The 25,903-nt window shown below is 51.5% G+C and carries 20 protein-coding genes, 1 tRNA gene and 1 other RNA gene; 20 read left to right on the top strand and 2 right to left on the bottom strand.

The window, feature by feature from the left end; translation table 11 throughout:
- Window positions 1-137 precede the first annotated feature (137 nt).
- Entirely contained in the window at window positions 138-635 is a 498-nt protein-coding gene (locus D4100_RS15335) for a winged helix-turn-helix domain-containing protein (protein WP_119804698.1), read from the bottom strand.
- Between the two features lie 406 nt (window positions 636-1,041).
- On the opposite strand from D4100_RS15335, the gene D4100_RS15330 reads away from it, so the two are divergent.
- The 11 genes from D4100_RS15330 to D4100_RS15285 all read left to right on the top strand — a co-directional run bounded on the left by D4100_RS15330 (window position 1,042) and on the right by D4100_RS15285 (window position 15,299).
- Window positions 1,042-1,578 carry a fimbrial protein gene (locus D4100_RS15330; protein ID WP_119804697.1) on the top strand — a complete coding sequence of 179 codons (537 nt, stop codon included), beginning with the start codon at window positions 1,042-1,044 and terminating at the stop codon, window positions 1,576-1,578.
- Window positions 1,579-1,664: 86 nt separating this feature from the next.
- Entirely contained in the window at window positions 1,665-2,342 is a 678-nt protein-coding gene (locus D4100_RS15325) for a fimbrial biogenesis chaperone (RefSeq protein WP_119804696.1), read from the top strand.
- Window positions 2,343-2,388: 46 nt separating this feature from the next.
- Window positions 2,389-4,932 (top strand): fimbria/pilus outer membrane usher protein, encoded by a 2,544-nt coding sequence (locus D4100_RS15320; protein ID WP_119804695.1) that lies wholly within the window; start codon window positions 2,389-2,391, stop codon window positions 4,930-4,932.
- 51 nt (window positions 4,933-4,983) lie between these two features.
- Window positions 4,984-5,994 (top strand): fimbrial protein, encoded by a 1,011-nt coding sequence (locus D4100_RS15315; protein WP_119804694.1) that lies wholly within the window; start codon window positions 4,984-4,986, stop codon window positions 5,992-5,994.
- A gap of 107 nt (window positions 5,995-6,101) precedes the next feature.
- Window positions 6,102-6,311 carry a hypothetical protein gene (locus tag D4100_RS25605; protein ID WP_147417755.1) on the top strand — a complete coding sequence of 70 codons (210 nt, stop codon included), beginning with the start codon at window positions 6,102-6,104 and terminating at the stop codon, window positions 6,309-6,311.
- Window positions 6,312-6,340: 29 nt separating this feature from the next.
- A complete protein-coding gene (locus tag D4100_RS15310; RefSeq protein ID WP_119804693.1) occupies window positions 6,341-6,664 on the top strand; it encodes a colicin V synthesis protein in 324 nt (107 codons plus the stop codon).
- Between the two features lie 95 nt (window positions 6,665-6,759).
- The gene (locus D4100_RS15305) at window positions 6,760-8,052 is read left to right on the top strand and encodes an HlyD family secretion protein (RefSeq protein WP_119804692.1); all 1,293 of its coding nucleotides are present in this window, start codon (window positions 6,760-6,762) and stop codon (window positions 8,050-8,052) included.
- Complete coding sequence (locus D4100_RS15300) at window positions 8,045-10,171, top strand: peptidase domain-containing ABC transporter (protein WP_119804691.1); 2,127 nt, start codon at window positions 8,045-8,047, stop codon at window positions 10,169-10,171. The genes D4100_RS15305 and D4100_RS15300 overlap by 8 nt, the downstream gene beginning before the upstream one ends.
- A 314-nt stretch (window positions 10,172-10,485) precedes the next feature.
- Window positions 10,486-12,357 (top strand): PTS beta-glucoside transporter subunit IIABC, encoded by a 1,872-nt coding sequence (bglF, locus tag D4100_RS15295; RefSeq protein WP_119804690.1) that lies wholly within the window; start codon window positions 10,486-10,488, stop codon window positions 12,355-12,357.
- A gap of 14 nt (window positions 12,358-12,371) precedes the next feature.
- Window positions 12,372-13,775 (top strand): glycoside hydrolase family 1 protein, encoded by a 1,404-nt coding sequence (locus tag D4100_RS15290; protein ID WP_119804689.1) that lies wholly within the window; start codon window positions 12,372-12,374, stop codon window positions 13,773-13,775.
- A gap of 129 nt (window positions 13,776-13,904) precedes the next feature.
- Window positions 13,905-15,299 carry a carbohydrate porin gene (locus D4100_RS15285; RefSeq protein ID WP_119804688.1) on the top strand — a complete coding sequence of 465 codons (1,395 nt, stop codon included), beginning with the start codon at window positions 13,905-13,907 and terminating at the stop codon, window positions 15,297-15,299.
- 3 nt (window positions 15,300-15,302) lie between these two features.
- Here the strand turns inward: D4100_RS15285 and D4100_RS15280 are convergent, their stop codons facing one another.
- Window positions 15,303-15,902, bottom strand: coding sequence for an HD domain-containing protein (locus tag D4100_RS15280; RefSeq protein WP_006316826.1), 600 nt, complete (start codon window positions 15,900-15,902; stop codon window positions 15,303-15,305).
- Between the two features lie 110 nt (window positions 15,903-16,012).
- Here D4100_RS15280 and D4100_RS15275 point away from each other — a divergent pair, with 110 nt between their 5' ends.
- From D4100_RS15275 to chiA, 9 genes are all read left to right on the top strand, one after another.
- Window positions 16,013-16,477 carry a MarR family winged helix-turn-helix transcriptional regulator gene (locus D4100_RS15275; protein ID WP_006316825.1) on the top strand — a complete coding sequence of 155 codons (465 nt, stop codon included), beginning with the start codon at window positions 16,013-16,015 and terminating at the stop codon, window positions 16,475-16,477.
- 158 nt (window positions 16,478-16,635) lie between these two features.
- Window positions 16,636-17,061: an organic hydroperoxide resistance protein gene (locus D4100_RS15270; RefSeq protein ID WP_004950797.1), complete on the top strand. Its 426-nt coding sequence runs from the start codon at window positions 16,636-16,638 to the stop codon at window positions 17,059-17,061.
- Between the two features lie 377 nt (window positions 17,062-17,438).
- Window positions 17,439-19,133 carry a kdo(2)-lipid A phosphoethanolamine 7''-transferase gene (eptB, locus tag D4100_RS15260; protein WP_119804686.1) on the top strand — a complete coding sequence of 565 codons (1,695 nt, stop codon included), beginning with the start codon at window positions 17,439-17,441 and terminating at the stop codon, window positions 19,131-19,133.
- 119 nt (window positions 19,134-19,252) lie between these two features.
- Window positions 19,253-19,843, top strand: coding sequence for a response regulator transcription factor UhpA (gene uhpA / locus D4100_RS15255; protein WP_006316823.1), 591 nt, complete (start codon window positions 19,253-19,255; stop codon window positions 19,841-19,843).
- Window positions 19,843-21,384, top strand: coding sequence for a signal transduction histidine-protein kinase/phosphatase UhpB (gene uhpB / locus D4100_RS15250; protein WP_043911823.1), 1,542 nt, complete (start codon window positions 19,843-19,845; stop codon window positions 21,382-21,384). Before uhpA ends, uhpB begins: the two co-directional genes overlap by 1 nt.
- Window positions 21,385-21,480: 96 nt before the next feature.
- On the top strand, window positions 21,481-22,812 hold the full coding sequence (gene uhpC, locus D4100_RS15245) for an MFS transporter (protein WP_119804685.1): 1,332 nt from the start codon (window positions 21,481-21,483) through the stop codon (window positions 22,810-22,812).
- 119 nt (window positions 22,813-22,931) lie between these two features.
- Window positions 22,932-23,008, top strand: a tRNA-Pro gene (locus D4100_RS15240).
- 33 nt (window positions 23,009-23,041) lie between these two features.
- A non-coding RNA gene (locus D4100_RS15235) (RtT sRNA) lies at window positions 23,042-23,157 on the top strand.
- Between the two features lie 547 nt (window positions 23,158-23,704).
- Entirely contained in the window at window positions 23,705-25,396 is a 1,692-nt protein-coding gene (gene chiA / locus D4100_RS15230; protein WP_119804684.1) for a chitinase ChiA, read from the top strand.
- The last annotated feature ends 507 nt before the right edge of the window (window positions 25,397-25,903 follow it).

The raw sequence follows: 25,903 nt of genomic DNA, 5'->3' as shown, positions 1-25,903 counted from the left end.
GTTATGTTCTTATTTTTTTGGAAAATAACTTCCATTTTAATATTAATATAAATAATTAACGTTGATACATCGACATTTTCATTTTTTGGCGGGCGAAATAGAAATATCGGTGTACAAATGTTACAGATTTTGGTCATTTACAGGGTTGTGAGTATAAATGTATAGATCAAAATAGATAATATTATTGAAATTAATGCCACTTTAAATAAAGCAATCCTTGCAAGTAGATTTTTATTTTCTTTTAATGGTTGTGGAAATGGGGTTTCTTTCGGGCGCTCTTCGATTTTTTCAATTAAAACTGAATTGGAGAGCGTTAAACCCTTTTTGGGGACGGTGATTATTATTTCCTCATGTATCCCGGCCTGCTTAATGTTTCTTCTAAGAATAGATATGTTTTGGTAAAACGTATTCATAGACACTTCAATGCCGTTTTTACGCCATACCTCATTGATAAACTCTTCTCTTGAAACTACTTTCCCTTTATTTTCAATTAGTAATGAAAAGCATCGACTTACAGGGATATTGATTCTCAGGCTGCCTTTGGGGGGCCTTTCCCCTTCGTTGTCGCTGGGAGTGATAGATTTTTCATATGCATTAAAAATTATCTTTCCATTTATTTTATATGTGTCATTCATAGGTAATCATCCTTGTTTATAGCTTTTACTAACAAATAGCATTTTTGTTTCTGCTATTCAACTCACTCTGAATACATGTGTTTATAAATTATCCAGTTATGTTAATTAATAATTGACATGTTATTCGTATAGCTCTGTTATAGGGTTTATATTTTTGGTTAATATTGATTAATAACTTAATTGGTTTTTTATTAATGTATTCTTTTGGGGTTGTTTATGTGAAGTTTTACTTTTCCTCTTTAAAATTAACTAAACGGCTATTACAGTTTTTGTGCAACACGCTGATGGGTAAATTTGTGTTCTTTGCGTGATTGTCACACATGGGTACTACCAGAAAAAAATGGAAGTGTCCGGTAGAAAATAAACCAGGTTGAATAACCGGTTGGGCAAGATAAAGGAATTTAAAATGAAAAAGAATGTCATCGCGACTGCATTAGTTGCAACCGTTGTGTTTTGTTCTTCGGCTGTGGCTGCTGCGGATGGTACCGTAAACTTTACCGGTAAAATCTCTGATAATGTTTGCACAGTGGATTTTGGTGGCGGCAGCAACGCACTGACGGTGAATTTGGGTGAAGTTGCCCGTACTAGTTTCAGCTCCGGTGTAGGAGCTACCTCTTCCGCAACGAAATTCACGTTGAAATTGTCAGATTGTCCGGAAACTGCCACTACCGCCAAAGTTAAGTTTGACGGTGTGGCTGACGGCGTGAACCCTCAGGTGTTGGCTGTAGATGCCGCTACAGGTGCAGCGACGGGTGTGGCCGTACAACTGGCGGATGCGCCAAACGGTGTATTGCCGCTGTATACCGCATCTAAAGCTTTCCCTCTGCAAGCATCACCTGTAGTCAACGACCTCGACTTTTATGCGCGCTATATCGCAACCAAAGCTGAGGTTACCGCAGGTCCGGCTAATTCAACCGCAACCTTTACCGTGAATTATAACTAAGACCAGGGGAAAACCCCGACGTTAGTTATATGTGCTTAGACGGGCTGGTATTGTCCGCCAGTCCGTATTTTCCCAGGAGAAAGGTAATGAAACTAAAATGCATCGGGCTGTTGGTGACATTAATTATGTGTGCCAACGCTGCTCGCGCCGGTGTGGTGATTGGGGGGACTCGCTTGATATACGAGGGTGATAAAAAAGAAGCCTCGCTAAACGTTAGTAATCCGGAACGAGCACCTTATCTGATTCAATCCTGGGTCGAGGATGGTAGCGGCAATGCTGATAACGTGCCTTTCTTGATTACACCGCCTTTGTTCCGTCTGGATGGAGAACAACGGAATATATTGCGTGTGATATATACCGGCGATGCTTTGCCAAAAGACAGGGAGTCGCTTTTTTGGATAAATGTAAAATCTATCCCGTCAGCACCAAAGAAAGATAACACATTACAAATTGCGGTAAAGACGCGAATAAAATTAATATTTAGACCGAGTGGATTAAAAAGCGAAACACCTGAAGATGTGACCTCACAACTCCAATGGAAAAGTCAGGGTAAGGTATTGCAGGTATCTAATCCAACAGCCTATTACATGAATTTCAATTCGATCATGGTGAATGGCGTGAGCGTGGTCGACCCTACTTTTGTTGGGCCGCGTTCGACAGCAGAATTCAAACTCCCCTCCGGTGGCAAGCCTGCTGGCGAGGTGAGCTGGCAGATTATCAGTGACTATGGTGCTATCGGCAAGATTCACCAAGCATCGCTTTAACAACATTATATTTTGATGTGAAAATATCTTACGGAGTATCTCAGGGATGAACAACATAATATATAACAGATTTAGAATAGCAAAGCTGTCGTGGTTGGTTGTTTTGACTTTTGTTGCTGCTCCGATAAATGCCCAGGATTTTTTTAACCCCAAGCTATTAGAACTCGGTAAAACGAATAAAGATAAAATAAACCTGTCGCGATTTGAGTCAGGCGGCCAGGTTCCCGGAACGTATCGGGTTGATATTTTATTGGAAGGCAGGGTGGTAGATAGTCGTGATGTGGTTTTCTTTTTGGGTAAAGATAATACTGGAAAAGAAAATCTTCAACCCTGCCTCAGCGTGGATTTGCTGAAAAATTTCGGCGTAAAAACCGACATTTTTCCTGCGTTGAAACCCGTAGAGGGATCGCAATGTGCAAATATTGCTGCAATTCCGCAGGCATCGGCAGAATTCATTTTCAGCAGTCAGCAGTTGGTTATAAGTGTTCCGCAGGCAGCCTTGTTACATATGCCGCGTGGTTATGTCCCATCGACAAAATGGGATGAAGGGATCTCTGCGTTATTGCTCAATTATAGTTTTAACGGCTCGCAAAATTCTGTACGCGGCGATTATGGACAGAATAACAACAATCAGTTCTTGAACTTACGGCCCGGTATGAATTTAGGAGCCTGGCGTTTGCGCAATTATTCTACCTGGAGCCGCGACAGTAATGGCGAAGACAAGTGGAATACTGTGTATAGCTATGCGCAGCGGGACATTATCGGTTTAAACAGCCAACTGATATTGGGCGACAGCAGTTCCCCGTCGGACATTTTTGACAGTGTCCCCTTTCGCGGCATGCAGGTAGCCTCTGATGATGAGATGTTGCCAGAAAGCCTGAGGGGATATGCGCCGGTGATCAGAGGAATTGCGCGCAGCAACGCGCAAGTCATCGTTCGGCAGAATGGCTACAACATTTATCAGAGTTATGTCGCTCCCGGCGCTTTTGAAATTACCGATATGTATCCCACTGGCAGCAGCGGAGATTTGCAAGTCACGATCAAGGAGTCGGATGGGAGTGAGCAGCATTCAACCATTCCCTTTGCTTCGTTACCGGTGTTACAGCGCGAAGGGCGGGTGAAATACAGCATAACAGGCGGCCAATACCGCGCTTACAGCAATAATGTGGAGAAAACACCCTTTGGGCAAATAACGGGGATCTATGGCTTGCCTTACGACATTACCTTGTATGGCGGTAATCAAATGTCGAGCAAGTATCAGTCGTTAGCATTCGGTATTGGCAAAAATATGGGGGATTTTGGCGCATTATCCTCCGATATGACTCAGGCTTGGTCGACGCTGAAGGATGACAAAAAGACAACGGGGCAATCATGGCGTTTACGCTACAGCAAAAACGTGATTGAAACCGGGACTAACTTTGCCATTGCCGGTTATCGGTATTCCACCGACGGTTTTTATGGTTTGCAAGAAGTCTTGGATTCTTACCGTGATTGGAATGCGTGGCTGCCTGAACGCCGCCGTAATCGTGCGGAGATGCTGCTTAATCAGCGTTTGGGTAGTGATTTTGGCGCACTTTCGTTCAATTTGGTGAACGAAGACTATTGGGACAGCCAGCGCCGAATGCAATCCATTGGACTTGGTTACAACAATAACTGGGGTGGGATAAGTTATAGCTTGAATTACAGTTATAACCGCTATGCCAGAGGTTATAGCTCATCCAGCGATCGGCGAATTGAGCGGGACCAGATTGTCGCTTTCAATATCAGCGTGCCTTTGGATCGTTGGCTGAGCAATACCCGCGTCAATTATGGCCTGAACAGTAGCCAACGGGGGAGCACCACTAATACGTTGGGGATCAATGGTTCTTTATTGGATGACAAAAATCTCAGTTGGAGCCTTCAACAAGGGTATAGCAGTAAAGGTGAAGGCAACAGCGGGCAAGCTCATATCGATTATCGCGGTACCTATGGCGAGTTTTCGACGGGTTATGGCTATGACCGTTATGCGCGACGGATTAATTATGGAATTCAGGGCGGCATTGTAGCCCATGCCGATGGAATCACGCTTGGGCAGCCGTTAGGCGAAACCGTCGCTTTGGTTAAGGCAACGGGGGCCGCGGGTGTTAGCGTCAATAACCAAACTGGCGTAAAGACTGATTTCCGGGGTTACACATTGGTACCTTACGTCAGCCCATATCGTGAAAACGATATTTCGCTGGATACGGAAACCCTGGCGAATGATGTCGACTTATCATTAACCAACAGTACGGTAGTACCAACCCGTGGCGCGGTGGTAAAGGCAGACTTTGACGTGCGCGTCGGTAACCGAGTGCTCATGACATTACGCCTGCCTGGCAGCGGCGCGGTGCCGTTTGGAGCTATTGCAACGCAAACTTCGTCCGATACCGATTCAGCCAGCATTGTTGGGGATCGGGGAGAGGTCTATCTGACGGGATTACCGGAGAAAGGGAGCCTATTCGTGCAATGGGGAGCGCGTGTGACTGAGCAATGCCAGGTTGATTACCAATTGGAACATCAACCGGAACAAAATGTTTCTCGTATTAATGCCCTTTGCCATCTTAATAATTAAATTAATAGATATTAATTGAAAAAATTAATTTCCTGATTTTATAGTGAATTCATGGCGACGTCGGCTCATGTTTTCTCAGGTGAAAATATTTCTATTGATGAACGACTGGGAGCGCAAGTTATGCGGAAAGTCATTTTTAGCTTATTAATATTAACGCTTTTATCACCGGTGACGGGATTCGCCGGATGTATATTATCATCAGTAAAAGATGCCAGGCTTAACCTGGGGAATATATATGTAGACCCTAATGCGGCAGTGGGTTCTGTGCTGTTTGCCAGGGTAATCACCTTGCCAACCTCAGGATTGATAGGGTTATGTTATAATTCATCCGCTTATGAAGCGGTAATGACCGGGGCATTCTCTACGCCGAATGCCGACTTTCCTGCGGTCTATGAAAGCGGTGTGCCCGGTTTGGGTTTGCGGGTAAGGGATATTATCGATGAAAGCAAGTCTTTGCCGATTGTGAGAAGTTTACCACCCAGCGATTACGCTATTATAGTGAAAAGTATTAAAGTTGAGTTTATTAAGACTGGTAATATAACTAGTGGAAGTGTTAATAGTGGGAATATAGCATCATTTAGCGTTGCAAATTTAACTAATAGGCTCCAAACTTTCTTGACATTATCTGTGCGCGGTGGAATTATTACACGTAAGACCTGTTGGGCAAAACAACCCACGACAATTAACGTTCCGCTTGGTAACTTTAGCAGTAGCGATTTTCCTGCTATAGGAAGCACGACGCCGGCAAAGATTTTTACTATAGATTTGCTGTGTGATGATAATAAAACACCTGTCTATATATCTATTGATCCGCTTGGTGGATATTCCCCTGACTCAGGTATTTTAACTATTGAACCAGGTGAGGGAGTGGCTAATGGGGTGGCTGTTAAACTAACGTATGAAAATGGCGCCAATGTCATTTTTGGTAGTGAGAAAACTTATTATGGTGCGAGTGATAACAGGCTGATTATCCCCTTGAGAGCGCAATATATTCGGCGTGGCGGTGTGGTGACACCTGGGGCTGCCAATACGGCGATAACATTCACCATTACTCAAAACTAGCGGTAAGAATAATTTTATAGTTATTGTCATTGTCAATAAAGGCAATAAAGCAGAAGTGCGGCGATTACAATACTGTACGCCGATAATTTAATTACATGGAGTAACTTATGAAGAAACTTTCATCTGATGTTTTAGAGCAGGTTTCAGGTGCTGGGTTAATACGTCCTCTGCCATTCTATTTTGATAAGAATAAACTTCCGTGGGGGGGGGGTAATATTGACCCGGGTTTTGGTGGTTATCCTTGGGGTGGTAATAACACTATGGTTCCACCTGTTGGCGTTATCGGTCCAGATATTTTAAACTCATTTAAAAAATAAAATTAGCTAAATTTAGCAGGAGAATTATTATGAAAGAGTTAACTACTTACGAAATGGATATGGTTTCTGGTTCTTATGGTAATGGTTTTTTCAATGATGTAGGTGAAGCTGTTACCAGTTCCATCATCGGTGGGATTGGCGCTGGTTTTGTTGGCGCTGTCATTGGCGGGAAACATGGCGGTGATGGCGGCGGCGCTTTAGGGGTCGGTGCAATTGGTCAGCTGGTCGGCATGGTTAGCGGTGGCTTGATTGCTGCTGTTGGCGGCGCAATTGGCGCTCCAATCATCGGTTATGCGGAGACCTGGAAACTTTGCAAACAAGCAGCGAACGGTCTTCTGGGCGGCACCATTTAATTTATAAGAAAATATAATGCAAAGCCATAATGATGAACTCATTATGGCTTTTTAAAGCCTCACCCATAAAAAAAGATCTTAGTGACAGCTGATTTATGAAAAAGAAAAGTCTTTTCCGTCAGGAAGCCATTGATAGCCAGAAGCAAAAATGGGTAGGCAAGGCATTACTGCTATCAGGGATCCCCGCATGGATAATTGCGCTGGCCTCCAGTGTATTTATTGCAGTGCTTATCCTGCTGTTAATTTTCCTGGACTACACGCGCAGAATTGACGTTGCCGGCGAGATTATTACTTTGCCTCATGCTGTTAACGTATTTTCACCGCAGCAAGGTTATATCGTCCGATCTTTTGTTAAGGTTGGTGATATGGTCAATCGCGGTGACCCTCTTTACGAAATTGATGTGTCACGAGTAACCAGCTCGGGTAATGTGGGGCGAGAAACAAAGAATACGATCAATAATCAGATTGAAAATATCAATTCCATTATTGCCAAGACGAAAGAGAACAAGCGGCTGACGTTAAAAAATTTGCAGGAACAGCTGGATAGGTATGTTGAAACCCACAAAGAAACTGAAAAGTTAATTGCCAGCGCCCGTGATGGGGTCGAGAAAATGCGGCAGGGCATGACCAACTATGACAAGTATCAGCGTAGCGGGTTGATTACCAAAGATCAGCTAAACAACCAAAGGTTTATGTTTTATCAACAGCAAAGCGGTTATCAGTCGTTAAATAGCCAGGGGATCCAGGAAGGGCTACAAATATCCCGTATTAGAAGTGATATCCTGACTCAGTCGGCTGACTTTGATAACCAGATTTCGCAGAATGAATATCAACGTAATGACTTGCAGCGTAGATTGGTCGAATCTGACGCCGGTGATACGTTGATTATTAATGCCCAGCTATCTGGCCAGGTAGAGTCATTAAGCGTGACTGCCGGTCAGATGATTAATGTCGGTAGCAGCCTGGCACAGCTGACGCCGACAAAAAATAAACAGTATTTCCTGATGCTTTGGCTGCCAAATAGCGCTTTGCCTTATGTCAACATAGGCGATCGGATAAACATTCGCTACGATGCATTTCCAGCAGAAAAGTTTGGCCAGTTCCCAGGGCGCATAGAGACCGTTTCATATATACCGGCATCTCGACAGGAACTGTCGGAGTATAGCAGCGGGGCCCCAAATGGAAATGGCTTAGACGCGGAAAATTTCTATAAAGTTTTGGTTTCTTTACCTGACGTTGACTTCAGCCTAAAAAATAAGACGATGAAACTATCAAACGGCCTCAAGGCCAGAACGATAGTATTCCTTGAGAAACGCCCTTTATATCAATGGATGTTTACTCCTTTCTATAATATTAAGAATAGCGTGGCAGGGAAAATAGATGAATGATTCTGTGTTCGACTATATCAATAAAAAACTGAATTTCAGCTTGGGTAAAAAAGTGCCGCAGATCCTTCAGGCGGAATCTTCGGAGTGTGGCTTGGCTTGCTTGGCGATGGTTTGCGGGTATTATGGATTTGACGTTGATTTGTTGAATCTTCGCCAAAAATTCGGGGTGTCAACACAGGGCGCTACGTTGAATTTATTGGTTAAAGTCGCTTCAGAAGTGCAGTTAAAAACGCGCTCTTTGTCGTTGGATATTAATGAAGTCAAACAGTTGAAAACGCCTTGTATCCTTCATTGGAACATGAACCACTTTGTGGTTCTGGTGGCGGTAAAGAAATCTTCGTTTATTATTCATGATCCGGCTTTTGGCCGCCGCGTAATTGGTTTGCAGGAGTTATCCGGCAGCTTTACCGGCGTGGCGCTGGAGCTTTGGCCGGATAGCCATTTTGAAAGAAAAACGTTAAGAAGCAGAGTGAAAATTCTGGATCTGTTACGTAACGTCAATGGTTTGAAAGGGGCGTTGCTGAAAATATTCAGCCTGTCCATCATTATTGAATCTGTCAACCTGTTGCTGCCGGTAGGTACGCAATTAGTGATGGACCATGTTATTCAGGCTAAGGATCAAAGCCTGTTGGTCGTGATCTGTATTGGGTTGTTGTTCTTTTTGGTCTTCCGATCTTTTGTCAGCATTATTCGTGCCTGGGTATCCCTCGTTATTGGTACCCACATTGACATTCAGTGGAAAAGCTCTCTGTTCGACCATTTGATGAAGTTGCCCTTGGCCTTCTTCGAGAAAAGAAATCTTGGCGATATTCAGTCGCGTTTCTCCTCTCTTGAGGTCATTAGACGTACATTTACCAATGGTATTATCAGTGGTTTGATCGACTGCATTATGACCGTCGGCTTGATAACCATGATGGTGCTTTATGGTGGCTGGCTGTTGTGGGTCGTGCTGGGATTCACGCTCTGTTACGCATTGCTGCGTATTTCCACCTATGGTTATTATCGCAAGGTGTCTGAGGAACAAATCGTCAAAAGCGCCAAGTCAGGGTCGCATTTCATGGAGACGCTGTACGGTATTTCTACAATTAAAGCCCTGGGGGTTTATAAAAAACGTGCTAATTTTTGGCTCAATCTCAATATTGATACGGCAAACTCGAGCATTAAGCAAACGCGTTTTGACATGCTTTTTGGCGGAATTAACTCTTTTCTGGCCATGATTGATCAAATTGCTATTTTATGGCTGGGTGCGCTGATGGTGATTGACAATAAAATGTCATTGGGGATGTTCATGGCGTTTAATGCCTACCGTGGGCAGTTTTCAGAGCGGGCGGCCTCACTGATTGATTTGGCTATCAGTTTGAAAATGTTATCGCTGCATAATGACAGGATCTCGGATATTGTCTTTACCGATACTGAGGAAGAGTTGCCGGAGTATCAACTCTTCCCTCCCAGCACACCGGTATCCTTTGAAGTTAAAAACTTATGCTATCGATATGATGAATTGTCAAAACCGATCTTCGACGACATTAATATTCATGTTTCTCCTGGTGAAAGCATTGCTATTGTGGGGCCCTCCGGTGTTGGAAAGACAACCTTGCTAAAGGTGATGTGTGGTTTACTGGTGCCAAGCAGAGGGGAGGTTTTGATTGATAAAATCGACATTTATAAAGCCGGTATTAATAATTATAGAAATGCTATATCTTGTGTGCTTCAGGAAGATAAGCTTTTCTCCGGTTCGATAGCCGAAAATATTTCTGGCTTCGACAGTGATATGAATAAGGACCTGCTGGTTGCCTGTGCCATGTATAGCAATATTCATAATGAAATAATGCAATTACCAATGGGGTATGAAACTCTGGTTGGTGAATTGGGCGGTGGTTTCTCTGGGGGGCAGAAACAGCGATTATTTATTGCTCGTGCATTGTACCGTAAACCAAATATTATTTTTATGGATGAAGCTACCAGCCATCTTGATCTAGAAAATGAAGCTTTCATTAACCATTCCCTTTCGCAGTTGCAAGTCAGCAGAATAATCGTCGCGCATAGGCCATCAACGATTAAGTCTGTCGACAGGATCATCGCATTGGGAGGTGAGATGCCTGACGACGAAAAAGTTTAACGACGCTCGCATTGAGTGTCGTGGCGCACCAGGATCAGGCAATACCGTGATCTGCAGAGATTACGGTATGCCGATCACAGTTCCACAATTTGCTGCCGGAAAGCCTTGCCGTGGCAAAAAACGGAGTGTTAACGTCATGACTCAGCCACTTTAGGGTTGTCACTGCTCCGGCAGGCAAAACCTAAACCTCGTGTTTCTGTCCTTATTGGGATCAGAGGCCATGAGGTTTAGGTTTTTTTTTGCGCTGAATTCCGTCACGGCGATTGGCCATCGTTGTGCAGGAGCGGCAGAACATCGCTTGTAAGGATAACGCTATGAAATATGACACATTAGCCAGTGAGATTTTGGCCGGCGTCGGTGGCCGCGACAACGTGAAAAGCCTGCAGCATTGCGCCACTCGCTTACGTTTTAAATTGCGTGACCGCCAGCGCGCCGACGCTGCGGCGTTGAAAGCAAACCCCGGCGTCATCATGGTGGTGGAGAGCGGCGGGCAGTTCCAGGTGGTGGTGGGCAACCATGTGGCGGAAGTCTATAACGCGGTTAATCAGGCCGCCGGTCTGAGCGATGGCGCGGCTGCGGGTGACGGGGACGACGGCAAGAAGGAAAACCTGTTCAGCCGTTTTATCGACGTGGTGTCGGGCATCTTTACCCCGCTGTTGGGGGTAATGGCCGCTTCGGGGATCCTGAAAGGTTTTCTGGCGCTGAGCCTGGCCTGTGGCTGGCTGTTGGAAAGCGGCGGCACCTTTAAAATGTTGTTTGCCGCCAGCGACTCGTTGTTCTACTTCCTGCCGATCATGCTGGGCTATACCGCCGGGAAAAAGTTCGGCGGCAATCCGTTCGTCACCATGGCGATCGGCGGTGCGCTGACGCATCCGCTGATGATGGCGGCGTTCGAAGCCGCGCAGCAGCCAGGCGCAGTGCGCGAGTATTTTCTCGGCATCCCGATGACCTTCATCAATTACAGCTCATCGGTGATCCCGATTATTTTCGCCGCCTGGGTCTCATGCCGGCTGGAGCCGTTGTTTAACCGGGTGATCCACAGCGCGCTGCGCAACTTCATTACGCCGCTGCTGTGCCTGGCGATTACCGTACCGCTGACCTTTTTGCTGATCGGCCCGGCGGCAACCTGGCTCAGCCACCTGTTGGCCAACGGTTATCAAAGCATTTACGCCTTTAACCCGATCGTCGCCGGTGCCTTTATGGGGGCGATGTGGCAGGTGTGCGTGATCTTCGGCCTGCATTGGGGCCTGGTACCCTTGATGGTCAATAACCTGAGCGTGCTCGGCCGCGACACCATGGTGCCGTTGCTGTTGCCGGCGGTGATGGGGCAGGTGGGCGCCACGCTGGGCGTGATGCTGCGCACTCGCGACGCCAAACTGCGGGCGTTGGCCGGCTCGGCCATCGGCGCCGGGGTGTTTGGCATTACCGAGCCGGCGGTCTACGGCGTGACCTTGCCGAACAAACGGCCCTTTATCTTTGGCTGTATCGGCGGTGCGCTCGGCGGCGCGGTAATCGGCTATTTCCATACCGCCACGTACTCTTTCGGCCTGGTGAGCGTTTTCACCTTTGCGCAGATTATTCCCGCCGGCGGCTTCGATTCCACGGTATGGGGGGCGATTGGCGGAACCCTGCTGTCGTTCTGTTTCGCCGCAGTGGCCAGCTATCTGTTCGGCGTGGCACCGGCAGAGGAGGCTGTACCACAGGAGCCGATGCCCGTCGCATCGCTCAATCGCAAGGAGATTGTCGTCAGCCCAATCGCCGGTGAGGTGATGCCGTTGGCACAGGTCAACGACGCCACCTTCGCCAGCGGGTTGCTGGGCAAGGGGGTGGCGATCGTCCCATTGCAAGGCCGGGTAGTGGCACCGGCGGCGGGGCGTGTGGCTTCACTGTTTAAAACCAAGCACGCCATCGGCATTGAGTCGGACGACGGCGCGGAAATCCTTATTCACGTCGGCATAGATACCGTCAGGCTCGACGGGCTGCATTTTACCGCTCACGTGCAAGAAGGGGATCGGGTCAACCCGGGCGATCTGCTGATTGAGTTTGACCAGGCGGCGATCCACGCCGCCGGCTTTGATACCACCACGCCGATCATCGTCAGCAACAGCGATGACTACGTCGACGTGTTGGCCAGCGGCCAGGGCAGGGTGCAGGAACAGGCGCCGCTGCTGACTTTATTACGTTAACCAAGGAGAAAGCGATGAGCAGCAAATTTCCAGACCATTTTCTGTGGGGCGGCGCAGTTGCGGCAAATCAGGTGGAAGGGGCTTATCAGACCGACGGTAAAGGGCTGTCGACTTCTGATCTGCAACCGCAGGGCATTTTCGGCGCGGTGACGCCACGGGTTGATGGCGACAGCGGCATCAAGGACGTGGCGATCGACTTTTACCACCGTTACCCGCAGGATATCGCGCTGTTCGCGGAGATGGGCTTCAAGTGCCTGCGCACCTCCATTGCCTGGACGCGCATTTTCCCGCAGGGCGATGAGGAAACCCCCAACGAGGCCGGGCTGGCGTTTTACGATCGGCTGTTTGATGAAATGGCCAGGTACGGTATCCAGCCGCTGATTACTTTGTCGCACTATGAGATGCCGTACGGGCTGGCGAAAAAGTACGGCGGTTGGGGCAATCGCAAGACCATCGGCTTCTTTGAGCGCTATGCGCGTACTGTGTTTGAACGCTATAAGCACAAGGTGAAGCACTGGCTGACCTTCAATGAGATCAATATGTCGCTGCACGCGCCCTTTACCGGCGTCGGCCTGCCGGAAGGCAGCAGCAAGAGCGAGATTTATCAGGCGATCCACCATCAGCTGGTAGCCAGCGCCAAGGCGGTGAAGGCCTGCCATGAGATTGTGCCGGAAGGCAAAATCGGCAACATGCTGTTGGGCGGTATTTTGTATCCGTTGAGTTGCCGGCCGGAGGACCTGCTGGAAACCCAGCGTCAGAACCGCGACTGGCTGTTCTTTGGCGATGTGCAGGCGCGCGGCGGCTATCCGGCCTATATGAAGCGCTATTTCCGTGAAAACGGCATTCAGGTCGAGATCACCGCCGAGGATCAACAGGCGCTGCGCGAGACTATCGATTTTATCTCGTTCAGCTATTACATGAGCGGCTGCGTCACCACCGACGAGGCGCAGAACGAGACCGCCCGCGCCAACATTCTCAACATGGTACCGAACCCGCACCTGGCCAGTTCGGAGTGGGGCTGGCAGATTGACCCTATTGGCCTGCGTTACCTGCTCAACGTGCTGTATGACCGCTACCAGAAACCGCTGTTTATCGTGGAGAACGGGTTGGGTGCCAAGGACCGCATTGAAGCCGACGGCAGCATCAACGACGACTATCGCATCAACTACCTCAACGATCATCTGGTGCAGGTGGCGGAAGCGATTGACGACGGCGTGGAGGTGATGGGTTACACCAGCTGGGGGCCGATCGATCTGGTCAGCGCCTCTAAAGCCGAGATGTCCAAGCGCTACGGCTTTATTTATGTCGATCGCGACGATGAAGGCAAGGGTAGCCTGGAGCGTCGCCGCAAAAAGAGTTTCTACTGGTATCGCGATGTGATTCAAAGCAACGGTAACAGCCTGAAAGACCAAGGCTAGCTGTCCTAAATCCGCCCGACGGCAATCGTCGGGCAATGACCTTTATTCACTGCTGCCAATTATGGGGAATTCTCGCCCAGGGAATGCTGTTGCCCGCAGTCAGCGTTTTATATGCGGAGAAATATAATAATGAAATATCCATTACCTCACACCGGGACATTCGCGGCACTGCTGCTGTTTTGCGGCAGCGTGCAGGCGGAAACGCTGCAAACCGGCAAAGACGTCGAAGCGCCAACCGCCAAATGGGATGGCGTGGCGCTCGGTTTCGAGCCACCTTCGCCGGGGTTGCTGGGCGATATGCTGGGGATCAGACCGATCCTCGAAGAGAGCGGCTTTCACTATAATCTCGGTTATCTCAGCCAGCTGTCGTATAACGCCGGCGGCGGGTATGACCAGGATAAGCAGGCTTCGTATATCGATCAGTTCTCGCTGACCTTCAGTCAGGATTTGCAGGCGCTGACCGGCATTCCGGACGCGGCGCTCGAGGGCAATATCGTTAACCGCAACCACGACAATAACCTGACGCGCGATCGCTTGCAGGATCCGCGCGCCAACCCGACAGATTTGTCGCAGGAAAGTTATGGCGGCCAGTCGATCACCCGACTGGGCTGGCTGACCTTCAGCCGCAGTTTTCTCGATCGCCGGCTGCAGTGGCGCATCGGCATGATGAACAAGGTGCAGGATTTCGATCAGATCATTCCCTGCGATTTCCAGACGCTGGCGCTGTGCGGCGGCAAGTCCGCCAACTCGCTGACCTGGTATAACTGGAACGTGCACTACTGGGGCACCACCCTGCAGTACAAATTGACCGACGGGCTGACCTTCAAAACCGGCGTGATGGAGCAGAACCCGAACGCCACGAGCCGCGGCCATGCCTGGAGCACCACCACTCAGGGCAGCAAGGGTTTTTTACTGCCGATGGAACTGGAGCTGAAAACCAACGCGGTCAATCAGTTGCCGGGGGTGTACAACATCGGTGTCCTGTTCACCAACGCCAGGCAGCAGGATTTGTATGAAGGGGTTTCCGGTGGGGCGGGTGCGACCGATCCGAACGGGTATCGCAGCCACAACCGCACCTGGTTCCTGTATAGCGGTTTTAACCAACAGGTGACGCGCCACCGCGGTGATGCCAGCCGGGGTTTGAGCCTGTTCTACAGCCTGGGGCTGGCGGATCAGCGCACCAACTATATGCACTATTCCACCTCGACCGGCATTCGCTACCACGGCTTGTTCGACGCGCGGCCGGACGACTGGCTGGGGCTGGGGGTATCTATGGTCAAGCTGAGCGATCATTACCGGGATAACCAGCGTTATCTGAATCAAATCAACCAGGCTACCGATTACCAGGATCCCAACTATCGTCCGGTGCCGGGGCATTCGGTGACGGCGGAGCTGTTCTATCGCTTCAATGTCACCCCATGGTTACAGTTGCAGCCGGGTCTGCAATACTGGCATCACCCGGCGGGCGTCAGCGAAACCCAGGATGCTTGGGTGACGGCGTTGAAAACGGTGGTGACGTTCTGACGATTACGCTGCATCGCTTTCCCGGTAACGCTGGCGCGCATGTTCGAACCAGCTTGCCGGGACGTTATGCGGCGGCAACTGGAGCCTGGCCAGCCCTTGTTCGACGATATGGCTGGCCTGTCGCCACAGCGTCGGGTCACCTTCGGTCAGCACTTCCAGCAGTCGCTGTTTTTCAATCAGATAGGTTCGTGCAAAGTGGCTGTCGTATTCCAGCAGTGAACGGGTGTTGTCGATCAGGTCCGCCAGTTTGATGGTTTTAGCCTGCGGCGAGGCGCCGGCACTGTGCCGCCGATCGCGGTTTTTGCGTTCAAAGCGGTTGCCGCCGCCGGCGCCGCTGACGTTGGTCAGCATGCCCACCAGTTCAGCGACCTGCGGCCCAAAATGGCTTGCGATATCCCCGAGGGTGGTCGGCGTATCTTCCACCGTGTCATGCAGCCAGGCGGCGGCCAGCATCGCTTCGCTGTGCGGTACGCTGCTGACGATTTCCATCACTGCCTGCGGGTGAACAATGTAGGGGTCATTGGTGTATTTGCGGCGCTGATCGATCGCCGCGTGCGCTTTGGTGGCGTAACGGCGCGCACGTTCTACCAGTGTGGTTGTCATATCCTTTCCCTCCGCACAGCACCCTGCTGTGGCATCCCCTGCATTAAAAATGTAGCACATCGCGAAAAAAATAGTTTGCGATTGCATCGTGCACTATCTATATTCAACTCATGAAAACCAAAGACACCGAACAACCCACTGCGAAAAACCTGCTGCTGCTCGACCAGCAGATGTGTTTTGCCCTGTACTCCGCCAACCTGGCGTTGAACAAGGTGTATCGCAAACTGCTGAGCCAACTCGAACTCACCTATCCGCAATACCTGGTGATGCTGGTGCTGTGGGAGCGGGATGAAATTACGGTCTCGGACATCGGTGAACGGCTGTTTCTCGATTCTGCCACCCTGACGCCGCTGCTGAAGCGGCTCGAGACCGCCGGCCTGTTGGTGCGTTATCGCGCCACTGTCGATGAGCGACAGGTGATCATCGCCTTAACCGATAACGGCCGCGCGTTGCGTGAAAAAGCGCAGGCGGTGCCGGAAGCGGTGATGTGCGCCACCGATTGCAGCCTCGACGAAATAGTGAATATCAAGCAGCAACTGGAAAAGTTGCGCGGCAAGCTGATCGACCAGATTTGATGACCAGTGCCAGAAGCACGATCGCCGATCGTGCACTACACTGAGTTAAGCGCCCAATATAAGTAGTGTGCGATTTAATCGCGAAAGATAGACCAATGACGGCGTTCAGCCTATTGAACCCGATGTCATGCCTCCAACCCAGAAAGAAGGAACGATTTATGTCCATTGAAAAAGTTGTTTACCGCGCTCATGCAACAGCCACCGGTGGCCGCGATGGCCGTGCGACCTCATCCGACGGCGTGTTGGATGTAAAACTGGGTGTGCCGAAAGAAATGGGTGGCGCGGGCGGTGAAGTCACCAACCCGGAACAGCTGTTTGCCGCCGGTTACTCGGCCTGCTTCCTTGGCGCGCTGAAGTTTGTCGCGGCGAAAGAAAAAGTGAAGATCCCGGCCGAGGCCAAAATTGACGGTACCGTCGGCATCGGTGAAATCCCTAACGGGTTCGGCATCGAAGTGCAGCTGGATATCACTCTGCCGGGCATTGAACGCAGCGTAGCCGAAGATCTGGTGAAAAAAGCCCATGTGGTGTGCCCATACTCCAACGCCACCCGCGGCAATATTGACGTAACTCTTAACGTTAAATAACGTTTTTGCCGACACCACGGAAAAAATGGAGAGGAAACTCTCCATTTGAGTTTGATGACAAAGTTGTCTTTAAACCCGAGATACCCGGGCCTAGCGCACCGAGGGGCGCTCCGGCGGGCAAGCCGCTACGACCCCTTCGGCACGCTCTCCCTAATAATCGGCTTTGTCAGCAGTCTGAAATGGAGGGATAACCCTCCATTTCCCCTTCAGCCCCGCATTTATCTGCATCACAAAAAATGGCAAAAAATGCCTGTTTTTTGAGAATTCACTTGATTATTACCCCCAAAATAGCGCTTATTGCCGATCGGCTGAACCTGCAGCCGCATCCAATGTCTGACTGATTCAGAACTGTTAAAGCTCCGGAGCCACCGCGTTACATGAACAAAGTTAAATCGCTATCACAGCAGAATTTATCGTTATTGTTAGCGATTTATATCGGCATCTTTTTGAACCTTTCCGTTTTTTATCGTCGCTTCGATTCGTTTTCGCACGGTATTCAGGGCATTAAGGTTATCTCTGCGGTCACTGAAGTTATCGCTATCGTTCTGTTCACCTTCTTCATTATGCGGCTGGTATCGCTGGGCGGCCGGCTGTTTTACCGCATTATCGCTTCGTTATTGGTGCTGATTTCCGTTGCCGCCAGCTATTACATGACGTTCTTCAACGTGGTGATTGGCTACGGTATCGTCGTTTCGGTGATGACCACGGATATCGACCTGTCGAAAGAAGTGGTCGGGATGCATTTCGTACTGTGGATGGTGGTGCTCAGCGCATTGCCGCTGCTGTGCATCTGGAAAAACAACCTGCGCTACACGCTGATCGAACAGCTGAAAACCCCTGGGCACCGGATAAAACCGCTGGTGGTGCTGGCGGCGGTGGTGGCGTTGGTCTGGCTGCCGCTGCGCATGCTGGACAAAGAGCAAAGCGCACAGGAAAAAATCACCAACGTCGATCTGCCAAGTTACGGCGGCGTGGTGGCGCATTCCTACCTGCCATCCAACTGGATCTCGGCGCTGGGGCTGTTTGCCTATACCCGCTACGACGAAAGCCTGGATCAGGCCAATTTGTTCGATCCGGCCAAGAATTTTACCTATGTACCGCCGGCGGATATCGATGATACCTACGTGGTGTTCATCATTGGCGAGACCACGCGTTGGGATCACATGGGCATTCTCGGCTATGACCGTGATACCACGCCAAGGCTGTCGCAAGAGAAAAACCTGGTGGCGTTCCGCGGTGAATCTTGCGACACCTCGACCAAGCTGTCGCTGCGTTGCATGTTCGTACGCGAGGGCGGCACTTCGGACAATCCGCAGCGCACGCTGAAAGAGCAAAACGTGTTTGCGGTGCTGAACAACCTGGGCTTCACCTCCGAGCTGTTCGCCATGCAGAGCGAGGTGTGGTTCTACAACAATACCGAAGTGGATAACTATTCGTTCCGCGAGATGATCGCCTCCGAGAAACGCAACGACGGCAAATCGGTTGACGATATGCTGCTGGTGGACGAAATGAAGGAGTCGCTGGCGCGTTACCCGAAAGGCAAGCATATGGTGATCTTGCACACCAAAGGTTCGCATTACCTCTATTCGCAGCGTTATCCGCGCAGCTACGCGCGCTATCAGCCGGAGTGCATCGGCGTTGACGACTTCTGTTCCAAAGATCAGTTGGTTAACGCCTTCGATAACTCGGTGCTGTATACCGACAGCTTTATCGCCAATGTGATCGACCAGGTGCGCGAGAAGAAGGCGATTGTGTTCTATTCGTCCGATCACGGCGAGTCGATAGGCGAGAATTCGCACCTGCACGGCACGCCGCGCGAAATGGCGCCGCCGGAGCAATTCCGCGTGCCGATGATGGTATGGGCCTCTGACAAGTTCCTGGAAGATCCGCAGCATCGCGGCGCGTTTGAGCAATTGCAGGCGCAGCAGCGTATCGGCAAGACCCACCGTCACGTCGAGCTGTTTGATACCATTCTCGGCTGCCTCGGTTACACCTCGCCGGATGGCGGCATCGTAGATAAAAACAACTGGTGCAACATCCCGCAGGAAAAAGCGGCGGCGGCCCCGCTGTAATTCCCTATGCCGGGCGTAACCGACGCCCGGCAATTCACGCGAATACCTTCCCTCCATCAATTCATCCGGCTCAGGCTTGCGGTATACTTGCGCACTTTCCCCTCGGACCGGAGATTTCCATGACCTTGCGCGTGGCTTTTATTGACGATCATGACATTGTGCGATCGGGCTTTGTACAACTGCTGTCGCTGGAGGCGGATATTCAGGTGGTCGGGGAGTTCAGCAGCGCGGCTCAGGCGCGCGCCGGGTTGCCGGGCCTGGAGGCGGAAATCTGCATCTGTGATATTTCGATGCCGGACGGCAGCGGGCTGGATCTGCTGGCGGACATTCCCTCCGGGATCCGGGTTGTTATGCTGTCGATGCATGACAATCCGGCACTGGTGGAGCTGGCATTGGAGCGCGGTGCCTGCGGTTTTTTGTCCAAGCGCTGCAAGCCGGAAGATTTGATCACCGCAGTGCGCACCGTTGCCAGCGGTGGCGTGTACCTGATGCCGGAAATCGCCCAACAGCTGGCGCGGGTGAAGGTTGATCCGCTCACCCGCCGCGAACGCGAAATCGCGCTGCTGCTGGCGCAGGGGCAGGAGGTGCGGGAGATCGCTGTCGCACTGGGATTATCGCCGAAAACGGTGCATGTGCATCGCGCCAATTTGTTCGCCAAGCTGGGCATCAATAACAACGTCGAACTGGCCAAGCGGATGCTGAACCTGTGATGCAACGCCTGATCACCCAGTTGGCGCTGTTTTTTATCTATGCCACCAGCGCCTTTTGCCTGTGGGGCATAGGTACGGCGCTGATCGACCCGCCGTGGCAGGCGCTGTTGCTGTTCCCGTTTGGCCTGCGGATGGGCATTTTGCTGCAAAGCCCTTACCGTTTCTGGCCAGGGATTTTGCTGGCCGATCTGTTGCTGATGGTGCTGCTGGCGGATCAGTTCGGCTATGGTCCGGCGCTGTGGGCTTCGGTCGTCGTGCTGGTGCTGACGGTGTTGCTCAGCCTGCTGGCTTCCCCCTGGTTGTTACGCCATCAGCAAAGCGACAGTGAATGGCAATGGCCGCTGCTGCAGGGCGCGGTGGTGGCGGTGGCAGCACTGTTGCAGGCCATGGTGTGGCAACTGGTGAACGGTGAGGGCGCGCGCGTGCTGCTGCTTGGCCTGGCGGGCGGTTTCACCATTGCGCCGACCTGCCTGCTGCTGTGGCATTATCTGGCGCGGCAAATCTGGGTGCCGCTCGAACCGGGCCTGATCCATAAACCGGTGACGCTGCGTCTGCACCATCTGGCCAGCTATCTGCTGCTGTTCGCGCTCAGCATCTGGCTGCAGCAGCAGGTGAACGCCGCCGAGCTGCGCCGCTTCGCACCGTTCTGCCTGGCCATTCCGATTGTCTTTATGTCCTATCGTTATGGCTGGCAGGGCGCGCTGCTGGCGACGTTGCTCAACGGCGTGGTGCTGGTGGCCAACGAGCCGCCGCAGCCGGAATCACACCGCGATCTGTTGTTGTCGCTATTGGCCCAGAGCCTGACCGGTCTGTTGCTCGGCGCGGGTATCCAGCGCCAGCGCGAACTGAACCAGCAACTGCGGCTGCGGCTGACGGAGAACCGCCAACTGGCGCGTGCGCTGGTCACCGCAGAAGAACAGACCCGGCGTGAGGTGGCGCGGGAACTGCACGATGAGGTCGGGCAGACCATCACCGTCATCCGTACCCAGGCCAGTATCATTAAACGCCTGGCGCCGCAGCCGCAGGTGGTGGGTTGCGCCGAAGCCATAGATACGTTGGCGCTGCGGGTCTATGACGGCGTACATGACGTGCTGACCCAACTGTGGCCGGCGGCGTTGAATAACCTGCCGCTGTCGGCGGCGGTGGCGGCGATGCTGCGTGAGTCACTGCCGCAGGACGCCTCTCTGGTGAGCGTGATGCAGTGGCAGGTGCCGGATGAACTGCTGGACGAAACGCTGAAGATTACGCTGTATCGGGTGTGTCAGGAGGGGGTGACCAATGTCTGTCGTCATGCGGCCGCCAGCCGGATTGAGCTGGATGCGCGTCTTGGCCGCCGTAAAGGGCAGCCGCCGCAAATCCTGTTGACCATTCGCGATAACGGCGTGGGTATCGATCCTGCCAGCCACGAGCCGGGTTATGGTTTGCGCGGCATGCAGGAGCGTATCAGTGCGCTGGGCGGCCGGCTGCGGCTGACGTCAGAACAGGGCACCTGTTTGAATGTGATCTTACCCACAGTTTCACTGACAGAGGGGCAAAACTAGGAAATACTCCTAGCCGCGTCGGGAATCCGGCGTAAGCCATTCGCGCGCACGCGCAGCATGATAGCGGCACTTTTCCCACTCTTTCTGAGGTTTCACATGTGGTCTTTCCTTAAGAGCCGCCAGGATGTGCCGCAGGTCACCGATCAAAAACAGATCGATGCCAGCTATAAATATTGGCGTATCCAACTGATGTGGACGATGTATATCGGCTATGCCGCGTTTTACTTCACGCGCAAAAGCTTCAACTTCATCATGCCGGCAATGCTGAGCGATCTTGGCCTGACGATGTCCGATGTCGGCATCCTCGGCACGCTGTTTTACATCACCTACGGCTGTTCGAAGTTTATCTCAGGCATGATCAGCGATCGCTCCAACCCGCGCTATTTCATGGGGCTGGGCCTGATCATGACCGGAATACTCAACATTTTCTTCGGCCTCAGCTCTTCGTTGATGATGCTGGGCACGCTGTGGATCCTCAACGCCTTCTTCCAGGGTTGGGGCTGGCCGCCATGCTCCAAAATCCTCACCAGCTGGTACTCCCGCTCCGAGCGCGGCGGCTGGTGGGCTATTTGGAACACCTCGCACAACTTTGGCGGCGCGCTTATCCCGTTGCTGGTTGGCTTTATCTCGCTGCACTTCAGCTGGCGCTACGGCATGATCATTCCGGGCATCATCGGCGTGGTGCTGGGCCTGCTGATGTGCTGGCGCCTGCGTGACAAGCCGTCCACCATGGGCCTGCCCAGTGTCGGCAAATGGCGCAACGACGCCATGGAACTGGTGCAGGAATCGGAAGGCCAGGGGCTGACCAACCGGGAAATCATCAAGCGCTATGTGTTGACCAACAAGTACATCTGGCTGCTGGCGGTGTCTTACGTGCTGGTGTACATCGTACGTACCGCGATCAACGACTGGGGCAACCTGTACCTGACGCAGGAAAAAGGTTATTCGCTGATGACCGCCAACTCGGCGATCTCGCTGTTCGAAGTGGGCGGCTTTATCGGCTCACTGGTGGCCGGCTGGGGTTCTGACAAACTGTTCCGCGGTAACCGCGGGCCAATGAACCTGATCTTCGCCATCGGTATCTTCCTGTCGGTTGCGGCACTGTGGATCATGCCGGGCGTCACCTTCCTGTTGCAAGCCGCCTGCTTCTTTGCCATCGGTTTCTTCATCTTTGGCCCGCAGATGCTGATCGGCATGGCGGCGGCGGAATGTTCGCACAAGGATGCTGCCGGCGCGGCGACCGGTTTTGTCGGCCTGTTCGCTTACCTTGGCGCGGCGCTGTCCGGCTACCCGATCGCACGGGTGATGGAAATTTGGCACTGGAACGGTTTCTTCGTAGTGATCTCCATCGCCGCCTGCTTGTCCGCGCTGTTCCTGTTGCCGTTCCTGCGCGCTCAGTCGCCGGCGCTGAATACCTCCAGGGCATAATGAAAAAGCGCTGCGCAGGCTCTGGTGCAGCGCTTTATGCCGCTTTTATCGCCACTTGACGGGCGCGATTGAAAAAGTCGTTGACGCCTATGATGGCCGGCAGTAACATGCGCCCCCATCGGCGAGTAGCGCAGCTTGGTAGCGCAACTGGTTTGGGACCAGTGGGTCGGAGGTTCGAATCCTCTCTCGCCGACCACATTTAAGAAACCTGCTTTTTAAGCAGGTTTTTTTTCGCCTGTCGCTCAAGAGGATGAGCACCTCCGAAGGAGGTTTGAGCCGAGCGTAGCGAGACCACGGCCCGCAGGGCAAGCATCAAAGATGCGCGTAATCCTCTCTCGCCGACCACATTCAAGAAACCTGCTTTTTAAGCAGGTTTGAGGTTGATGACAAAGTTGTCTTTGAGTCCGAGATACCCGGGCCTAGCGCACCGAGGGGCGCTCCGACGGCCAAGGCCGTTACGACCCCTTCGGCACGCTCTCCCTAATAACGGGCTTTGTCAGCAGTCTGAAACCTGCTTTTTAAGCAGGTTTTTTTTCGCCTGTCGTTTGTGTTTTTCACCCAGCGTTCAGAACTCACGCATTCCCATGAAAAACATTCATCCTTCCTCACTAATTAATTCACTCTCCTTATTCCTGGCGACTTCCTTTATTCATATTTAAATAAATTCACCCTTGGCCAATAAAACCCGGTCGATAGCGCTATTGTTTTGTCGGCGGTTTTATCTATAGTCTGATTACATACAGCGGGATTAATTAATTACCGTTGTATGGAAAGATATTTAATATTTTCTTACTTTAATCGGCCAAGATTATTGCGGCGTTGTTTTTCTCCGGCAATAGACGGCCGTCATTAACTCTTTTACGTTTATCCTCTCGGAATAAAGGAATCAGTTATGCGCAAATTTAATAAACCGCTGTTGGCGTTGCTGATCGGCAGCACGCTGTGTTCTGCGGCGCAGGCTGCCGTACCAGGCAAACCGTCGATCGCCAGCGGCCCGACCAAGTTCGCCATCGTGGACGTCGATCAACAGGCAACCGCTTATAATAATTTGGTGAAGTTAAAAACCACCGCCGACGTGTCTATTTCATGGAATTTATGGAATGGCGATGCCGGCACTACGGCAAAAGTATTATTAGACGGAAAAGAAGTTTGGAGCGGTGCATCAACCGGCACTTCGGGCACGGCAAACTTTAAGGTTAATAAGGGCGGTCGTTATCAAATGCAGGTGGCATTATGCAATGCCGACGGCTGTACTGCCAGCGACGTGACGCAAATTGTGGTGGCGGATACCGATGGTAGCCATTTGGCGCCGTTAAAAGAACCGCTGCTGGAAAAGAATAAACCTTATAAACAAGACTCCGGCAAAGTCGTCGGTTCCTATTTTGTTGAATGGGGCGTTTACGGCCGTAATTTCACCGTCGACAAAATCCCGGCGCAGAACCTGACGCATTTGCTGTACGGGTTTATCCCGGTTTGTGGCGGTGACGGCATCAACGACAGCCTGAAAGAGGTCGAAGGCAGCTTCCAGGCGCTGCAACGCTCTTGTCAGGGCCGCGAAGACTTCAAGGTGTCGATCCACGATCCGTTTGCCGCAGTGCAGAAAGGGCAGAAGGGCGTCACCGCCTGGGATGACCCCTACAAAGGCAACTTCGGCCAGCTGATGGCGCTCAAACAGGCGCGTCCTGACCTGAAAATCCTGCCGTCGATCGGCGGCTGGACGCTCTCTGACCCGTTCTTCTTTATGGGCGATAAGGTGAAGCGCGATCGCTTCGTCGGTTCGGTGAAAGAGTTCCTGCAGACCTGGAAGTTCTTTGACGGCGTGGATATCGACTGGGAATTCCCGGGCGGAGGTGGCGCTAACCCGAAACTGGGCAGCGCGCAGGACGGGGCGACCTACGTGCAGTTGATGAAAGATTTGCGTGCCATGCTGGATCAGCTTTCGGCGGAAACCGGCCGCAAGTATGAGCTGACCTCCGCCATCAGCGCCGGTAAGGACAAGATCGACAAAGTGGATTACAACACCGCGCAGAACTCGATGGATCACATCTTCCTGATGAGCTATGACTTCTACGGCGCTTTCGATCTGAAAAATCTGGGCCACCAGACCGCACTGAAAGCGCCGGCCTGGAAACCGGACACGGCTTATACCACGGTTAACGGCGTCAATGCGTTGCTGGCGCAGGGCGTGAAGCCGGGCAAAATTGTGGTGGGTGCGGCCAAGTACGGCCGTGGCTGGACCGGCGTGAGCGGTTACCAGAACAACAATCCGTTTACCGGCACCCCCACCGGACCGGTGAAAGGCACCTGGGAAAATGGCATCGTGGATTATCGCCAAATCGCCAACGAGTTTATGAGCGGCGAATGGCAGTACAACTATGACGCCACCGCAGAAGCGCCTTATGTGTTCAAGCCATCTACCGGCGACCTGATCACCTTTGACGATCCGCGCTCGGTACAGGCGAAAGGCAAGTATGTGTTGGATAAGCAGTTGGGGGGATTGTTCTCCTGGGAAATTGACGCCGACAACGGGGATATTCTGAACAATATGAATACCAGCCTGGGCAATAGCGCCGGCGCGCAATAATTCGGTTGTAGCACGTTGCCGGGGGATATCCTTTCGCCCCCGGCTTTTTGACAGACGAAAGTTTTTTCACGCCGCACAGATTGTGATGTCACAGGGCGCAAAAAAGACAACTCCGCCTCACCCTTTCGAGTGAGGAATCAGCATTTCATCCTGTTTTTAACCCAGATAACGAAAATAACCGTTCAGATATTCATCATTCAGCAACAAACTTTTTTAGTTTTTTCTCGGAGTTAAATACCAATAACTTTCCGCAAGGCAGTCTATCGAGCTAAAAATGACCGTATAGCATAATTTTTAATGCTGTAATTGTTAAAAAAAGGTTTTTTTTATGTTTGTTTGCTGTTTCTCACAGTCTGTGTAAATCCCTACTGGTTATATTGACGACACCCCAAACAGTTGGCAATTTGGTAGCCTCAGGGGTAAGAGCGAGAGTTGTTTGAGTGAATTCCACGCGCTCAGACGCCCCGTCGGGATGCGTTCTACCCGGCTCTCTCGCGCGTTTATCCC

This window comes from Serratia inhibens (assembly GCF_003591175.1).
In the GTDB taxonomy this organism is placed as follows: domain Bacteria; phylum Pseudomonadota; class Gammaproteobacteria; order Enterobacterales; family Enterobacteriaceae; genus Serratia; species Serratia inhibens.
This window is presented reverse-complemented; position numbering and strand designations above follow the sequence as displayed.

What these genes read in the sequence shown, in the direction of transcription:
- D4100_RS15335 (WP_119804698.1), bottom strand. Translation starts at nt 635, where the DNA reads ATGAATGACACATATAAAATAAATGGAAAGATAATTTTTAATGCATAT.
- D4100_RS15330 (WP_119804697.1), top strand. Translation starts at nt 1,042, where the DNA reads ATGAAAAAGAATGTCATCGCGACTGCATTAGTTGCAACCGTTGTGTTT.
- D4100_RS15325 (WP_119804696.1), top strand. Translation starts at nt 1,665, where the DNA reads ATGAAACTAAAATGCATCGGGCTGTTGGTGACATTAATTATGTGTGCC.
- D4100_RS15320 (WP_119804695.1), top strand. Translation starts at nt 2,389, where the DNA reads ATGAACAACATAATATATAACAGATTTAGAATAGCAAAGCTGTCGTGG.
- D4100_RS15315 (WP_119804694.1), top strand. Translation starts at nt 4,984, where the DNA reads ATGGCGACGTCGGCTCATGTTTTCTCAGGTGAAAATATTTCTATTGAT.
- D4100_RS25605 (WP_147417755.1), top strand. Translation starts at nt 6,102, where the DNA reads ATGAAGAAACTTTCATCTGATGTTTTAGAGCAGGTTTCAGGTGCTGGG.
- D4100_RS15310 (WP_119804693.1), top strand. Translation starts at nt 6,341, where the DNA reads ATGAAAGAGTTAACTACTTACGAAATGGATATGGTTTCTGGTTCTTAT.
- D4100_RS15305 (WP_119804692.1), top strand. Translation starts at nt 6,760, where the DNA reads ATGAAAAAGAAAAGTCTTTTCCGTCAGGAAGCCATTGATAGCCAGAAG.
- D4100_RS15300 (WP_119804691.1), top strand. Translation starts at nt 8,045, where the DNA reads ATGAATGATTCTGTGTTCGACTATATCAATAAAAAACTGAATTTCAGC.
- bglF (WP_119804690.1), top strand. Translation starts at nt 10,486, where the DNA reads ATGAAATATGACACATTAGCCAGTGAGATTTTGGCCGGCGTCGGTGGC.
- D4100_RS15290 (WP_119804689.1), top strand. Translation starts at nt 12,372, where the DNA reads ATGAGCAGCAAATTTCCAGACCATTTTCTGTGGGGCGGCGCAGTTGCG.
- D4100_RS15285 (WP_119804688.1), top strand. Translation starts at nt 13,905, where the DNA reads ATGAAATATCCATTACCTCACACCGGGACATTCGCGGCACTGCTGCTG.
- D4100_RS15280 (WP_006316826.1), bottom strand. Translation starts at nt 15,902, where the DNA reads ATGACAACCACACTGGTAGAACGTGCGCGCCGTTACGCCACCAAAGCG.
- D4100_RS15275 (WP_006316825.1), top strand. Translation starts at nt 16,013, where the DNA reads ATGAAAACCAAAGACACCGAACAACCCACTGCGAAAAACCTGCTGCTG.
- D4100_RS15270 (WP_004950797.1), top strand. Translation starts at nt 16,636, where the DNA reads ATGTCCATTGAAAAAGTTGTTTACCGCGCTCATGCAACAGCCACCGGT.
- eptB (WP_119804686.1), top strand. Translation starts at nt 17,439, where the DNA reads ATGAACAAAGTTAAATCGCTATCACAGCAGAATTTATCGTTATTGTTA.
- uhpA (WP_006316823.1), top strand. Translation starts at nt 19,253, where the DNA reads ATGACCTTGCGCGTGGCTTTTATTGACGATCATGACATTGTGCGATCG.
- uhpB (WP_043911823.1), top strand. Translation starts at nt 19,843, where the DNA reads ATGCAACGCCTGATCACCCAGTTGGCGCTGTTTTTTATCTATGCCACC.
- uhpC (WP_119804685.1), top strand. Translation starts at nt 21,481, where the DNA reads ATGTGGTCTTTCCTTAAGAGCCGCCAGGATGTGCCGCAGGTCACCGAT.
- chiA (WP_119804684.1), top strand. Translation starts at nt 23,705, where the DNA reads ATGCGCAAATTTAATAAACCGCTGTTGGCGTTGCTGATCGGCAGCACG.